This is a genomic window from Bacillus sp. FSL R5-0286 (genome assembly GCF_038593245.1).
In the GTDB taxonomy this organism is placed as follows: Bacteria; Bacillota; Bacilli; order Bacillales; family Bacillaceae; genus Bacillus; species Bacillus altitudinis.
Genome location: NZ_CP151977.1, coordinates 739,085 through 753,651, shown reverse-complemented (window position 1 = coordinate 753,651; position 14,567 = coordinate 739,085). Strand labels below are relative to the sequence as shown.

The following is a 14,567-nucleotide window of genomic DNA, read 5'->3' as shown; positions in this document are numbered from 1 at the left end:
TCTCTACAGTTTTTTTGCCAACCTTTATTTTTCATTACTTTCTAATTCCTCAATCATCAGCGACAGTTCTGTCCAGCGGTCCATTGCTTGTTCTAGTTCTTCAGCGACGGCTTTTTGCTTGTCCATCAGCTCTTGAATTTTCCCAAAATCACTGCCAGCCTCAGCAATGCTGGCTTCGAGCTGCTGGTGTTTGTCCTCTAGTGCTTGTATCCGATCTTCAATCCCATCCCATTCAAGCTGGTCCTTATAGGATAGTTTTTTCCTCTTTTTCGGTGCAGCTTCTCCTTGTTTTTCAGCTGGTTTTGTCTCTGTCCGCTTCTGTTCTTTTTCTTGCTCCATGTAATCGCTGTAAGCACCTTGGAAGTGTGAAATACGTCCATTCCCTTCAAACACAAGCAGACGATGGACGACTCGGTCTAAGAAATAACGATCATGCGACACGGTGATGACTACGCCTGGGAACTGCTCCAAATAATCCTCTAAAATGCTGAGCGTCTCTGTATCAAGATCATTCGTCGGCTCATCTAAAAAGAGAACATTCGGCTCTTCCATCAATACCTTCAATAAATACAATCTGCGGCGCTCTCCCCCTGACAGCTTGCGGATAAACGTGCGCTGCATGGATCTAGGGAATAAAAATCGCTCCAACATCTGCTCTGCTGTCACAATGACGCCATCTGCCGTTTTGACAATTTCAGCTGTTTCTTTGATGTAATCAATGATATTCAGCTCTTCATTCATTTCGTTATGGTCCTGCGTGTAATAGCCAATGCGGACTGTTTGTCCAATGGTCAATTGTCCATTCGTCGGTTCGATTTTACCCGCCAGGCAATTGAGTAAAGTCGTTTTGCCCACTCCATTCGGTCCGATAAATCCGATACGATCACCTGGCACGACTAAATCGCTGAACTGGTCCACAAGGGTTTGACCAGCAAATGTGATGCTGATCTCTTCTGCCTCAATCACTTGTTTTCCAAGCCGGTGAGAACCGATCGCAAAATCAAGCTCTCCCTTTGCATCAGGTCCCTTTTGATCCTTCAGCTCTTCCACTCTGCCGATACGTGCTTTTTGCTTTGTCGTTCGAGCCTTTGCCCCTCTTCTGAGCCATGCAAGCTCACGTCTAAGCAGGTTTTGACGTTTCGTTTCTTTTACTTGAGCTTCTGCTTCTCGTTCCGCTCTTTTTTCTAAAAAGACTTCATAATTTCCTTTATATGTGTAAAGCTGCCCCTGATTTAATTCATAAATCCGATTGGCGACACGGTTTAAGAAATAACGATCATGGGTGACAAGAATGACAGCCCCGCTGTATTGACTCAAATATCCTTCAAGCCATTCAATGGTTGCGTTGTCTAGATGGTTTGTCGGCTCATCTAAAATCAGCAAACCCGCAGGCTGGATTAAATTTTTGGCGATCGCCACACGCTTTTTCTGTCCGCCTGATAACGCATGAACAGATCGGCTCACATCTTTAACGCCAAGCTTTGTCAAAATCGTTTTCGCCGAAAGGTTCGCATCCCATGCGTCGTCCTGATCCATTTTATTTTGCATACGCATAAGTGCTTCTTGTTTTGCCTCGTTTTGTGGATCATGCTCTAAATCAGCCAGCGCCTTTTCATAGGCTTTCATCGTTTGAATCATCGGTGCTGTTCCTGAAAAAATATAGTCGAGAATCGTTTCATCCCCGCTCATTTCAGGATCTTGCTCGAGAAATTCGATATCAAGTGTCCCTGCCTTTGTGATGTCGCCTTCCTCAAATGATTCAAGTCCTGCAATGACTTTTAAAAGCGTTGACTTCCCTGTTCCATTCGGTCCAATTAACCCGATGCGTTCCTTTGGTTCTATATGAAAAGAGATATGGTCAAACAGCGTTTTTTCGCCATAGGTTTTATATAATCCTTCTACATTCAATAAACTCATTTTATCAGCCCTTACATAGATTCTTCCTTTATTTTAAATCAGCCAGTAGCAGAAAACTAGTTTTAAAAAACCCGCTTCTGAAAAGAATGTTTCCTTTTGATGCTCGATACACTATGAAGAGGTGATCTAAAGATGATAACCATTAGTTTATGTATGATTGTGAAAAATGAAGAGGAGGTTTTGGCTGACTGCCTGTCTTCTGTTCAAGACATTGTAGATGAGATGATCATTGTTGATACAGGATCAACGGATCAAACAAAGGACATTGCTCACTCCTTTTCAGCAAAGGTACTCGACTTTGAATGGGTCCAGCATTTTGCAAAAGCACGCAATTTCGCATTTTCCCATGCGACTAAAGAGTATATCTTATGGCTGGATGCCGACGATGTCCTACTTGAAGAGGACCAGCAAAAACTGATTCAGCTCAAACAGACGCTTGATCCCGCAGTAGATGCCGTCTCGATGTTTTACCATGTTGGATTTAGTGAGGACGGTCAGGTGAATTTTAAATATAGAAGAAATCGGCTCGTCAAGCGTGCCTTGAACTTTCAGTGGTATGGGGCCGTTCATGAGTTTCTTCAGGTGTATGGCAACATCTTACCGGCTGATATCGCCGTCACCCATCAAAAGCGTAAGAAAACAACCGCTGGAGAACCTGGACGCAATCTGCGCATTTATGAAAACATGCTTGCAAAAGGCGAAGAGATGACGCCTCGCGATCTCTTTTACTTCGCTAATGAATTACGAGATAACAAGCAGCATGTGAAGGCGATTCGCTTTTATCACAAATTTTTAGCCACAAAACAATGCTGGATTGAGGATGAAATTCGCACATGCCAAAATTTAGCTGACTGCTATTATGCAGTCGGTTTTGAGGAAGCCGCCTTATCCTCCTTATTGCGATCCTTCTTATATGATCAGCCCCGTCCAGAATTTTGCTGCCGGATTGGGGATCATTTCAAAGCACAAAATAAATACAAAGCGGCCATCTATTGGTATGAGCAGGCACTGAAAGCGCCTGAAATCGAAACAGCCTTTACACTAACACAATATAAAACATGGTATCCTCACCTTCAGCTTTGCTATTGTTATTATCAGCTCGGTGATTTGGCTCAAGCCAAAACCCATCATCTTGCATCCTCATCCCATTACCCAACCCATCCTAGTGTGCTGTACAACGAAAAAATATTTGCTGAACAAACGTAAATCTCCTGTTATCACATCCGCCTGTCACATGACGGCGGATGTCTTTTGATACACATTAGCCTTTTGTGACATTTAATACTTTAGCGATTTAAAGCGTTTTTCAACCAATTGACTAAATTGTCATTTACGCATATACTAACATTCGTCTTACGAAAAGATTTAGATTTATCCATTAGGAGGTCAACATGAGTTCTTTATTTAGAAAAAAGTCTCTCGACCAGCTCATGCTTGAAAGTCAAACGAAGCGGCTGAGCCGTTCTTTGAATACATTTGATTTAATCTTGCTTGGCATTGGCTGTGTGGTCGGGACTGGAATTTTTGTGATAACGGGGGTTGCGGCTGCGAAAGATGCGGGACCTGCGATTATTATATCTTTTATTTTGGCTGCGATCGCATGCGCCCTTGCTGCTTTTTGCTACGCTGAATTTTCCTCGTCCATTCCAGTGTCAGGAAGTGTCTATACGTATTCTTACGCAACACTTGGAGAATTCCTCGCCTTTTTAATGGGCTGGGATTTAATGCTTGAATATGTTGTTGCGCTCTCTGCTGTGGCAAGCGGATGGTCATCCTATTTTCAATCACTGCTCAGTGGATTTGGTCTGCACATACCGAAGGCTTTATCGGCTGCACCCGGAGCCGCTGATGGGGCCATCTTTAACCTGCCAGGCGCACTCATTATTTTACTCATTACCTTTATTGTCTCAAGAGGCGTAAAAGAGAGCACAAAGCTGAATAACATCATTGTGCTCATCAAAATTGCCATTGTCCTCCTCTTTATCATTTCAGGCTTTGCTTACGTTAAACCTGAAAACTGGACACCTTTTATGCCGATGGGCTTCCATGGCGTGATTGCTGGAGCGGCCACTGTCTTTTTTGCTTACCTTGGATTTGATGCAATCGCTAATGCATCTGAAGAAGTCAAAAACCCACAAAAAGCGATGCCGATCGGAATTATTGGTGCGCTCGGTGTTTGTACGATTTTATACATCGGGGTTTCATTTGTGTTAACAGGCATGGTTCACTACACGAAGCTGAATGTCAGTGACCCTGTCGCTTTTGCTTTACAAGTGGTTGGTCTAAATAGTGTCGCTGGTATTATATCGGCAGGTGCTATTATCGGGATTACGACAGTGTTAATTGCACTTGTCTACGCTCAGGTTCGTTTAACCTTTGCCATGAGCCGAGATGGACTCATGCCGAAAATCTTTTCAAACGTTCATCCAAAATCGAAGACACCGGTTGCCAACACTTGGCTGACAGGCGCTGTTGCGGCATGTATCGTTGGTTTCGTCAACTTATCAACACTTGCTAATTTAGTCAGCATCGGTACACTTGCGGCCTTTACGGTGATCTCGATCGCTGTGATCATACTCCGGAAAAAACATCCGAATATGAAAACAGCGTTTAAAGTACCCTTTGTTCCTGTCCTTCCCATCATTAGTGCGGTCATTTGTATGATCTTGGCTGCCACACTGAAATGGGAGACATGGCGAGCCTTCCTCATCTGGGTAGCCATTGGTGTCGTTGTGTACTTCACCTATGCAAGACGCAAAAGCCATCTGAATCAAACACAATAGAAAAGAGACACGGGGTATCCCGGTCTCTTTTTTGTTTAAATCACACTGTTTTTCACTGAATTCGAATCCACCATATCTGGATCGAGTACGCTTGAAATCGGAATGACAAGCGGTGAACAATCTCCATTGTCCTCACCAAAACCCTGGTTCAATTTCATCGAGAGAAAATAATCGATCTGCTGATAAGGTCCTAGCGTCAGTGATGCCCCCCGATCCATTGCATTGATTTTAAAAGCACCGACATTGACGACTGAGGGTGAGAATAACATCACACATCACTTCCTTGGAATAGGTTTAGCTGCTGGCGAAAAAGAGGCAGGTGAGTCCACTTGATCTCGATCATCTACATGGCTCTTTGTTCCGACAAAACCGCTGGCATCTCCAAAATTCTGTCCGTACCCCTGATTTTTTTTATCTGAGTTTTGCCACTCTGCTAACAAATTTTGTCCGACATTCACCGCCGACGCATTTTCAAAGGAATTAATTTTTAACATGAAAATATTAATATTGATATACGGAGTTGGTTGAACCACAGATAAACCTCCTTTTTATAGGTATATGCGAGCACCCATCAAGTATGTTAACAGGAGGTCTTCACATGGACTTCGAAAAAATGAAGCAGTGGATGGACATTGCCCAGCAAATGCATGGAGATGATTTTTGGAAAATGATATTCGATGATGAGCAAAGATCTCCCTTTATGGCAAATGGTCCGTCTCCCTTTACATTCTCGCAGCAAGATCAGCGAGGAACAGATGCATCGTTTCCACCAGTCGACATTGTGGAAACCCCTACTGAATTTCAGTACTTAATTTATCTGCCTGGCTACCGGAAGGAAGATGTTCAGGTGCTGTCATATGGTGAATATTTAGTTGTAAAAGGACAGCGTTTTTCCTTTTTTAACGAACAGGATTTTCGTCAAAAACAAGGAAAGTATGGTCCGTTTGAAAGAAAAATTCGGCTCCCAGATATGATTCTTGGTCAAATGAATGCGGCCTTTAAAGACGGCGTGCTATACATTCGCCTGCAAAAGGATGAAGGAAAAGCAACTGCGATAATCATAGATGACGAATATTGATACTGACTGCGTCTATTAGATCACGATCATCAATCGTTTCAATCGGCAAGATCGTGATCACGCCATCGGCATTTTGTTCACCAAAACCATTGTTTCTTTTGATCGTCGAGCAGTGATTTCGTACGATCGTCGAACCGAATGTCATCGAGGACCCTGTACCAATCGTATTCGTCTTCATATGGGTAATCTGAATGCGTGTAGGCAGCATGCACTTCTCCCCTTTCATGTGTCTCTATAAGTATATACCGGGCAGCTTTTCCATAGACTAGAGCAAGGCGAAAGAAAAGGTTGTGGTCCACTTGAAACATTTCATTCAATCACTCTTTAAAAAAACCGAAGCCAGTCCATCCCCATCTGTCGTCGAGCTGGAAAAAAGACTCACCGCTCTTGAGCAGAAAATGTCTGCACCTGCTCCGCCTGTCTCGGAGGATACGCACATTCACATTGAATCACTGCATGTGGACAAAATTGACTACCATTTAGAGTTTGGTGAGCTTTCCATTGACCAGCTTCAAGGCAGACTCAACATTGGAGCCACCTATTACACGCCAAAGGACCCGCACCTCAAAAAGGCAACTTCAGTACCGAAGCCAAAAGAAACAAAAACACCCAAAGTCTCCATTCGATCAAAGTCTTCATCTCAGCACGACCGGAAGCCAGAAATAAACCGCAAGCACAATCGCTACTATACTGATCACATTTAGCCAAAAGCCAGCCTTGACCATATCAGATATTTTCAGCACGTCCGCACTAAAGACAGCCGCATTTGGCGGTGTGGAAATTGGCAACATAAACGCACATGAGGAAGCTAACGCAGCCGCAGCCATTAAGCCGTACGGCTCCATGCCAATTGCAAGTCCAAGCCCTACTGTAATCGGAATGATCATGTTCGCAACTGCTGTATTAGACATAATTTCGGTCATAAATAAAATAGAAGCCGTTAAAATAATTAGCAGCATGAGGTACGACAGCCCATTTAAATGCTGTAAATTTTCCCCGATCCATCCTGTTAGATTCGTTTCCGCAAATCCTGTAGCGAGCGAAAGCCCGCCTCCAAACAAAAGCAAAAGCCCCCATGGCAACTGCTTCATATCCTGCCATTCTAGTATTCTCTCTCCATTTGTCGCTGGAATGAGAAATAACAGCATCGCCCCAAAGATTGCGATCGACGTATCCGAGACAGGAAGCCCGCCAAACAAAAAGATTTTAAAAATCCATAAAAAAGCCGTCATAAGAAAAATAGCAAAAACCCATTTTTCTTCTTGTTTCATTTTGCCTAAATCCTCTAAACCCTTCCGTATAAACGCTGCTCCCATTTCCCCTGTGTGCTCTACCTTGAACTGTATCTTGGTCAAATACAGAAATAAGAGAATGAGCAGAACAGCCGCCACCGGAAAACCAAACAAAAACCATTCAAAAAACATAATTTCTCGATCTAACAGCTTTTTTGACATCGCTGCAAAAACAGCATTTGGCACAGACCCAACGAGTGTCGCCAGTCCGCCAATAGAGGCTGAATAAGCGACCGATAATAGGATGCTTTTGCTGAATCGGTCAAGAGATGCACCAGACAAAATATCGTTCGCCTTCACCTCTTTAATCACAGCCAGTGCCACAGGCAGCATCATCAGTGCTGTGGCTGCATTTGAAATCCACATAGATAAAAAGGCCGTTGCCATCATAACCCCTAATACAATGCGGTCACTTCTTGTGCCAATGATGTTTAAAATATGTAAGGCCATTCTTCTATGTAAATTCCATTTTTCAATAGCAATGGCAATCATAAATCCGCCCATGTACATAAAAACAATCGGGTCTCCATAAGCTCTTGATGTTTGCTCCATCGATAGCCCGCCAAGTGTTGGCAAAAGGATGATGGGCAATAAAGAGGTAGCCGGTATAGGCAAAGCTTCTGTGACCCACCATGTCGCAGTCCAAGCCGTAACGCCCAGTACCACTCTTGGTGCATAGGTCAATTCACTTTCTGGAATGAGCAAAAAAATAAGCAAAAAGAAGATCGGTCCAAGAACAAGTCCAGTTAGATTCACTTTTTTATAAACGATCACAATTCCTCCTTCATGAAAACGTTTTTAATTTTTTCTAATTTTTCACATTCGATGATCACATAAAAAATCCTTTAAATCATAAGAAAAAATGAAGAGATCCTTAAGCAGCAACTGTGTCTTGCTTCATATTTCCACTTCATGTCTTGGTCTATATTCATAGGAGAAACTATACAAATCCTACACAGTAACTGTAAACTATAGAGGATCTAATCAAAAATTGAGGTGTTTTCATTGTATACAGATCAACGAAAATCATTTTGGAAACAGAAAAAAGTCATCATTCCCCTTCTTAGCATCATCGCGATTGCTGCTGCTCTCTTTTTCTTAAAAGATACGCTTTTCTCAAAAGAAAAAGAGGCGCTGAAAGCCGCTGAATCCTTTACGAAACATCTGGAGAAAAAAGAATTCACAAAATTGGCAGATGAGGTCACAAGCGGCTCTCTGAAAGCCAATGACTTTTCTAAAAAACAACTTGCCGAAAAATACGATCATATCTTTAGCGGCATCGGTGCGAATGATCTAAACGTCTCAAACGTCAACGTAGAAAAACAGGACAAAGGAAATGGGTATCAATTTACCTATGAAGTCACGATGAAAACGTCACTTGGAAAACTGAACAAACTCTCTTACAAGGGCGTTCTCTCCGAAGAGGATAACGAGTGGAAAGTAGACTGGAAACCAAATCTCATCTTCCCGCAAATGGAAAAGGGTGACACCATCAAAGTGACAACGGATCCTGCGGTACGCGGAAATATTGTAGATCGAAAAGGGCGCACGTTAGCAGAAACAACTGGTGGACACGCACTTGGCATCATCCCTGGAAAGCTCGGGACAGACACGGAAAAAGAAAGCAACATCAAAAAAATCAGCAGCGCTTTTGATATAGATGAAGAGCTGATTCAAAATCAGCTGAAACAAGCATGGGTCACAGATGATACATTTGTCCCGCTAAAGTCTATGTTAGAGCAAAAGCCGATTCCAAAAGACATAAATGGCGTCACCTATCAAACGAAGGAAATGCGCTACTATCCTTATAACGAAGCCGCTGCTCATCTGACAGGCTATGTGGGAAAAGCAAATGCGGATGATATCAAAAGAAATCCAGCCTTAAAGGCGGATCAAATCATCGGCAAAACCGGCCTTGAATTCACATTTGACAAGAACTTAAGAGGACAAGATGGCGGAAGCATCCTCATTATCCATGATGAAACAGGTATTGAAGAAACATTACAAAAAACAAACCGAAAAGACGGGAAAACCGTCAAGCTGACCATTGATGCATCTTTGCAGAAAAAAGCCTATCAACAGCTGAAAGGTGAAAAAGGGGCTGTCACCATTATGAACCCATCATCAGGTGATTTATTAGCGCTTGTTAGCACCCCTTCTTACGATGTCAATTTAATGACCAACGGGATCACGCCTAAACAATATCAAGCATACAGTGAAAATCCTGATCTCCCATTCCAAGCTCGATATGCGAGCAGATATGCACCAGGATCTACATTCAAAACCATTACAGCAGCGATTGGACTGGAAACAGGTGTCACAAAACCTAATAAAGTGCGCACCATTCATGGACTGAAATGGCAAAAGGATCAATCATGGGGAAATTATCGCATTACACGGGTTCATGACAAAGAACAAGTCAATATGGTCGATGCCCTCGTGTACTCAGATAATATTTATTTTGGACAGGAAGCCCTTGAAATCGGCAAAGATACTTACGAGAAAAAAGTGAAAACATTTGGGTTTGGTGATGATTTAAACATGCCGTTTACAATGAAGCCAGCACAAGTGTCTAACGACGGGATCCAATCAGACATCTTACTTGCCGACTCAGCATATGGCCAAGGAGAATTACTCATGTCTCCAATTGAACAAGTACATGCCTATTCTCCATTTGCAACAGGAGGAAAGCTTGTGTACCCTCGAGTCATTCAGGATGAAAAAACAGCATCACCAAAACAGATCATCAAAGAAGATACAGCAAATACGGTGAAGGATGCACTAACTCAAGTCGTCACCAATTCAAACGGAACCGCTCACTCGTTGCAAATAAAAGGGGCTGATATAGCCGCTAAAACCGGAACAGCGGAACTAAAGAGCAAACAAGGTGCGACAGACGGTACTGAAAATGGATTTTTACTTGCGTTTAATCCTAAAAAAGAAGATTACGTCCTCGTCGGCATGATTGAAGGTGTGAAAAACCGTGGAGGCAGTGGACTTGTCATTCAAAAAATGAAGCCTGTCATCGCTTCTTTCTATAAATAACCCTTAAGAGACACACGCTCCATCAAGCGCATGTGTCTCTTTTTTTCTAAATCATGACAATTTGCTATTGTTTTATAGTTCACCTTATGAATAAAATGAGGAGAATGAAAAAAAGAAAACAAGTTGAATGAAAGGAGGAAGTCTCATTGGCTATTGCTGCTCAAACAAAGAATAAACCTCAAAAAGCGGTCACCGGTTCAACGGTTTATCCTATTTTATTGATTATTGGTATTTGCCATATGCTCAACGATACATTGCAAGCCGTGATTCCTGCCATGTTCCCTATTTTAGAACGCTCAATGGGGCTGACCTTTACTCAATTAGGGCTGATCGCCTTTACATTAAATATGGTCTCCTCTGTCATGCAGCCTGCGATCGGGTGGTACACAGATAAACGGCCGATGCCCTATGCACTGCCTATCGCATTATTTTCAAGTGCTGTCGGCATTTTCGGCCTTGCGTTTGCGCCATCATTTGCGACCATCCTACTGTGCGTCGTCTTTATTGGACTCGGCTCTGCGATTTTCCATCCAGAGGGCTCACGGGTTGCCAACATGGCAGCTGGTCCTAGACGCGGTCTTGCTCAATCTATCTATCAAGTCGGTGGAAATACAGGTCAAGCCTTTGCTCCGCTAATCGCTGCATTAATGCTCGTCCCTCTCGGTCAGCCAGGTGTGGCTTGGTTTACGATTGTTGGAATGATTGCTGTCGGTTTCCTTCTCTATATTTCGAGATGGTACGCAAGAAAGCTTCAAACCATTCGAGCACAAGCGAAAAAAGCGCCTGCAAAAGCAGCAAGATCTGAACTTCACCGCAAGTCAGCGCTCACAGCACTTGGCATTATCGTCTTTCTTATTTTCGCGCGTTCTTGGTATGGAAATGCGATCTCGAATTTCTATGCGTTTTATGCGATTGAACAATATGGTTTGACGATTAAGGAATCACAAACTTATATTTTCTTATTTCTTATATTGGGTGCGATTGGGACATTTTTAGGCGGGCCGCTTGCAGACCGCTTCGGCAAGAGAACCGTCATTTTAATTTCTTTATTAGCATCCTTTCCGCTTGCCCTGCTTCTCCCATTTGCCGGACCAGTTTTTGCTTATGTTTTACTTGGACTCATTGGGATCATTCTGACCTCAAGCTTCTCTGTCACCGTGGTCTATGCCCAAGAACTATTTCCCGGGAAAATTGGCACAATGTCTGGTTTAACTGTTGGGCTTGCGTTTGGTATGGGAGCGATTGGATCCGTTGCCCTCGGCTCATTAATTGATGCAGTCGGTTTAACGCCTACCATGATCGGTGTCGCCTTTTTACCGATATTAGGCATCCTAGCCTTCTTACTGCCAAGCGATCAGACCATAGCCAAATGGAATGAATCATAAAAGGTAAAAACCGCTCAATAAAGGAGCGGTTTTTTCATATCTCATAAAAATGCGTGTCCGGAACATGCTTCTTTGCAATAAACCCCTGCTGAAAGTCTGGAAAGACCTTTTGCACCTGTTTAATTTTCAGATGAATCAAATCAGCATACGGAATATACAAATGATCTACAAGAGTGTGTTCTGTCATATAGTAATACCAATTCAGATTAAAGGTATTTTCATCAATGATCGTAAAGGCAGAAAAATGATAGAACAGCAGTGGACATTCGTCGAGATACATATCTCCTTTCACAACGGATAGCTTATAGTTTTCAATATTCCAAATCGCTGCATTGGCACCTTTAGATGCCACCACATGGACACCCTCAAAATCATCGACCCATCTTTCAACATACCGCTGATCACCATATGTCTTTTTTTCCGTATCCATTTCTACTGTACAGTGCGCAATGCAGTTCTCTTTCCACTGCGTCACAGCCCGTTTGGCCACATCTGTGTTTCGACAGCCTACAAACCCAGTATTAAAACGGCCGGATAATTCATAAAAGTGATAGAATCGCTTGGAATTCATATGATCTGTCAAAAATACATGAGCGAGTGGATTTTCTGCAAATATCGCCTCTGGATCATGATAAAAATACAAATCCGTATCCAAATGAGCGAGATAATCTGCATCAGAGGACTCAAGAATTTTGAGTAGAAACGCAGGCTTAAGCGTCCAGCAATACTCATGGAACGTACGATCCGCCTTTGCTTTTCGCAGCGAATCATCTTCCACATCTTCAAGCTGTTCATATTGGACATGTGGATGAGGAAACTGACTTAACACCTTGTAAGCCAAAGGATCAGCACATAAGACAGAAAGTTTGTATGATTGAGCCGTCTGCTCAAGTGAATGAATCAGCGCCAGCAGCTTAAATACATGGGTATTCGACACAATGGTTGTGAAATGATAGGATGCCATCTACAACACATCCACTTGGAACAAGTCAACATGCAGCAGCTCTTTTGTGAGCCCTTGAATGGCCTCGGCCAGCACCGTGCATCCATGTTCCTGCTTGGCAAGCTGAGCCGCCTCTGACAGCTTTTTCAAAGGGAAATGCTTTGCCGTCAGCACGTCCTTTTGATCACGTTTAATGCCCACATTCCGCTCTGTGATCATATGAAGCAGCTCCAAAAAATAAGCGAGCAGATCATCATATGCTTCATTCTTACGCAGCTGGCGAATGTCTTTCACGATATCATTTGTCACGGTATGAGAAAATGGTCCAGAGAAAGCCAGATGAACATCAATCGAATCAATATTGTTGTACTTCTCGCACATATACAAAATGTTATATTTGATGTCATCGAATGACGTTAAATTACTTGGATGTTCCTGATGCACACTCAAAATATCCTCACGCAGTTCAAATGAGAGGCCAAGCTGATGCAGACGAATGCCTAAATCATAATCCTCAAACCCGTATCGAACGATTTTTTCATCAAACATCCCTAGTTTCATGACATGCTTTCGCTTGACGGAAGAGTTATTTGTGATAAAAAATCGCCACGGCAATTGATAAGAACTTAAATCATAGTCGTACGTGCTTAAAATGTCTTTCAGGATATCAATAAATTCGGACTGCAAGTCGAAGCTTCTCTCTAGAAATGCGCCGCTTTTCACTTCCTCCATCGACACAAGAGACGTTTTGTCTTTCATTTTCCGCTGATATAGCCCTTGTTTTTTTAATCGATTCACATGATCTTGATCAAAACCGGTGTAAAAATAACGGTAGATTCGCTTCCAGCATACACCGCAAATGACACGGTCCTCATGATCAGCATGTGCCTCTGCGTGCTTTTGAATAAATTGGGGCTCTGCCAACATATCGCTGTCATGGAATATTAAAAGGTCTCCCTCTGCCTCACGAATGGCATGATTGCGCCCCTTGGCAATTCCTTGATTGACAGGAATACGCACCTTTTTGAATGGAAAGTTCACCTCAATGTTTTCGAGCATTTCCATCGTGCCGTCCGTTGACCCATTATCAGCGACAATGACCTCAAATGGAATATCGGTTTCCTGAAGCGTTAAGGAAAAAAGGCTCCCTTCTAAACGCTCTTTCGCATTATAACTCGGAATAATGACGCTGACCTTCGGCTTTTCATTCATGCGCCATCCTCCTCCAGTTTGGCATAGCCGTTAAACATCGGATTGACTTGTTCTACCGATTCAATCACATGACGCAGCACTTCCCGATAGGCTTCTTGGAAAAATGGCAAGTCATCTCTTCCTTTTTCATGGATTTGCTGCATATCATCTTTGCTTAAGATCCGAAAACCACTGAAATGATAGCAAATGAGTGGGCTTCCATCCTCAAGCAAAATACGTCCATTCTCTTCCTGATAAGAATGCTGGCCATAATTCCAGTGACCAATATTCACACCCTTTGTTTGAATATCTTCTACTTTTTCAAACAGCACCGGCATATGATCCAAATACCCTTGATCGCCAAATTTCCCCTCTCCAGGCGCATTTTTGCATTCTTTTAGACATTCTTCTTTCCACCAGCTCAGGCACTTTCGGCCGGCTTCATCTCCTTTAAAATGCAGGAACCCTGAATTATAGCGCCCTAAAAGTTTCTGAAGCATCTTCACTTCCTCTGGATCAAAGCTTGGAATGACAATATCCCCTCTTGATAGAAGCACAGAGGCATCAGGCTGGTTTTGAAAAATCACTTGTGGACTCTCATAAAAGAACAAATCCGCATCAAGATACGTCACTTCCTCCGCCTGGTCCTGCTTAAATAGCCACTCAATCCAAATCGGTTTTAATGTCCAGCAATATTCCGAATCATTTCGTTCCTTTTTGATCTCTAGAAGCTCCGGCGTTTCAAGCTCACGCACATGAACAAGATCGACATGCGGGAAATTCATTTGATGAAGCAAATCAAATGCAGCATCATCCATACATAACGTTTTGATGACACCATCATCTTCTACTTGCTTCAACGATAAGAAAAACGCAATGGCTTGATAAAGTCTTCCACTTGATAGAACCGTACAATATATGCTGTTCATCTGT

At 42.8% G+C, this 14,567-nt stretch carries 14 protein-coding genes; 6 read left to right on the top strand and 8 right to left on the bottom strand.

Annotated features, from left to right (window positions below; translation table 11 throughout):
* Positions 1-24: 24 nt before the first annotated feature.
* The gene (locus tag NST24_RS03730) at positions 25-1,917 is read right to left on the bottom strand and encodes an ABC-F family ATP-binding cassette domain-containing protein (protein ID WP_335364334.1); all 1,893 of its coding nucleotides are present in this window, start codon (positions 1,915-1,917) and stop codon (positions 25-27) included.
* Between the two features lie 132 nt (positions 1,918-2,049).
* Here NST24_RS03730 and NST24_RS03725 point away from each other — a divergent pair, with 132 nt between their 5' ends.
* Both NST24_RS03725 and NST24_RS03720 read left to right on the top strand, forming a co-directional pair.
* Entirely contained in the window at positions 2,050-3,123 is a 1,074-nt protein-coding gene (locus tag NST24_RS03725; RefSeq protein WP_342462345.1) for a glycosyltransferase family 2 protein, read from the top strand.
* Between the two features lie 185 nt (positions 3,124-3,308).
* The gene (locus NST24_RS03720; protein ID WP_008344176.1) at positions 3,309-4,700 is read left to right on the top strand and encodes an amino acid permease; all 1,392 of its coding nucleotides are present in this window, start codon (positions 3,309-3,311) and stop codon (positions 4,698-4,700) included.
* Between the two features lie 35 nt (positions 4,701-4,735).
* Here NST24_RS03720 and NST24_RS03715 read toward each other — a convergent pair whose 3' ends face one another.
* Together NST24_RS03715 and NST24_RS03710 are read right to left on the bottom strand one after the other, a co-directional pair.
* Positions 4,736-4,969, bottom strand: coding sequence for a hypothetical protein (locus NST24_RS03715; protein WP_008344178.1), 234 nt, complete (start codon positions 4,967-4,969; stop codon positions 4,736-4,738).
* 6 nt (positions 4,970-4,975) lie between these two features.
* A complete protein-coding gene (locus NST24_RS03710; RefSeq protein WP_008344180.1) occupies positions 4,976-5,233 on the bottom strand; it encodes a hypothetical protein in 258 nt (85 codons plus the stop codon).
* A gap of 65 nt (positions 5,234-5,298) precedes the next feature.
* Here NST24_RS03710 and NST24_RS03705 point away from each other — a divergent pair, with 65 nt between their 5' ends.
* Positions 5,299-5,778: an Hsp20/alpha crystallin family protein gene (locus tag NST24_RS03705; protein WP_008344182.1), complete on the top strand. Its 480-nt coding sequence runs from the start codon at positions 5,299-5,301 to the stop codon at positions 5,776-5,778.
* Here NST24_RS03705 and NST24_RS03700 read toward each other — a convergent pair.
* Positions 5,759-5,986: a hypothetical protein gene (locus tag NST24_RS03700; protein ID WP_017360415.1), complete on the bottom strand. Its 228-nt coding sequence runs from the start codon at positions 5,984-5,986 to the stop codon at positions 5,759-5,761. The genes NST24_RS03705 and NST24_RS03700 overlap by 20 nt on opposite strands.
* Positions 5,987-6,077: 91 nt before the next feature.
* On the opposite strand from NST24_RS03700, the gene NST24_RS03695 reads away from it, so the two are divergent.
* On the top strand, positions 6,078-6,482 hold the full coding sequence (locus NST24_RS03695) for a hypothetical protein (protein ID WP_342462344.1): 405 nt from the start codon (positions 6,078-6,080) through the stop codon (positions 6,480-6,482).
* On the opposite strand, the gene NST24_RS03690 is transcribed toward NST24_RS03695, so the two are convergent.
* A complete protein-coding gene (locus tag NST24_RS03690; RefSeq protein ID WP_024718600.1) occupies positions 6,414-7,844 on the bottom strand; it encodes a DASS family sodium-coupled anion symporter in 1,431 nt (476 codons plus the stop codon). The two genes, NST24_RS03695 and NST24_RS03690, sit on opposite strands and share 69 nt — an antisense overlap.
* 231 nt (positions 7,845-8,075) lie before the next feature.
* Here NST24_RS03690 and NST24_RS03685 point away from each other — a divergent pair, with 231 nt between their 5' ends.
* Entirely contained in the window at positions 8,076-10,115 is a 2,040-nt protein-coding gene (locus tag NST24_RS03685; RefSeq protein ID WP_342462343.1) for a penicillin-binding transpeptidase domain-containing protein, read from the top strand.
* Between the two features lie 146 nt (positions 10,116-10,261).
* A complete protein-coding gene (locus NST24_RS03680; protein ID WP_342462342.1) occupies positions 10,262-11,500 on the top strand; it encodes an MFS transporter in 1,239 nt (412 codons plus the stop codon).
* A gap of 34 nt (positions 11,501-11,534) precedes the next feature.
* On the opposite strand, the gene NST24_RS03675 is transcribed toward NST24_RS03680, so the two are convergent.
* Genes NST24_RS03675 through NST24_RS03665 form a run of 3 tightly spaced genes read right to left on the bottom strand, consistent with a single transcriptional unit; the run spans position 11,535 to position 14,563 of the window.
* On the bottom strand, positions 11,535-12,464 hold the full coding sequence (locus NST24_RS03675; RefSeq protein WP_024718603.1) for a putative nucleotide-diphospho-sugar transferase: 930 nt from the start codon (positions 12,462-12,464) through the stop codon (positions 11,535-11,537).
* A complete protein-coding gene (locus NST24_RS03670; protein WP_342462341.1) occupies positions 12,465-13,655 on the bottom strand; it encodes a glycosyltransferase family 2 protein in 1,191 nt (396 codons plus the stop codon).
* Positions 13,652-14,563 (bottom strand): putative nucleotide-diphospho-sugar transferase, encoded by a 912-nt coding sequence (locus tag NST24_RS03665; RefSeq protein WP_342462340.1) that lies wholly within the window; start codon positions 14,561-14,563, stop codon positions 13,652-13,654. The genes NST24_RS03670 and NST24_RS03665 overlap by 4 nt, the downstream gene beginning before the upstream one ends.
* Positions 14,564-14,567 lie beyond the last annotated feature (4 nt).

Excerpts from the sequence above, each read along its gene's own strand:
- NST24_RS03720 (WP_008344176.1), top strand. The coding sequence starts at position 3,309 with ATGAGTTCTTTATTTAGAAAAAAGTCTCTCGACCAGCTCATGCTTGAA.
- NST24_RS03700 (WP_017360415.1), bottom strand. The coding sequence starts at position 5,986 with ATGCTGCCTACACGCATTCAGATTACCCATATGAAGACGAATACGATT.
- NST24_RS03725 (WP_342462345.1), top strand. The coding sequence starts at position 2,050 with ATGATAACCATTAGTTTATGTATGATTGTGAAAAATGAAGAGGAGGTT.
- NST24_RS03730 (WP_335364334.1), bottom strand. The coding sequence starts at position 1,917 with ATGAGTTTATTGAATGTAGAAGGATTATATAAAACCTATGGCGAAAAA.
- NST24_RS03665 (WP_342462340.1), bottom strand. The coding sequence starts at position 14,563 with ATGAACAGCATATATTGTACGGTTCTATCAAGTGGAAGACTTTATCAA.
- NST24_RS03715 (WP_008344178.1), bottom strand. The coding sequence starts at position 4,969 with ATGTTATTCTCACCCTCAGTCGTCAATGTCGGTGCTTTTAAAATCAAT.
- NST24_RS03705 (WP_008344182.1), top strand. The coding sequence starts at position 5,299 with ATGGACTTCGAAAAAATGAAGCAGTGGATGGACATTGCCCAGCAAATG.
- NST24_RS03670 (WP_342462341.1), bottom strand. The coding sequence starts at position 13,655 with ATGAATGAAAAGCCGAAGGTCAGCGTCATTATTCCGAGTTATAATGCG.
- NST24_RS03675 (WP_024718603.1), bottom strand. The coding sequence starts at position 12,464 with ATGGCATCCTATCATTTCACAACCATTGTGTCGAATACCCATGTATTT.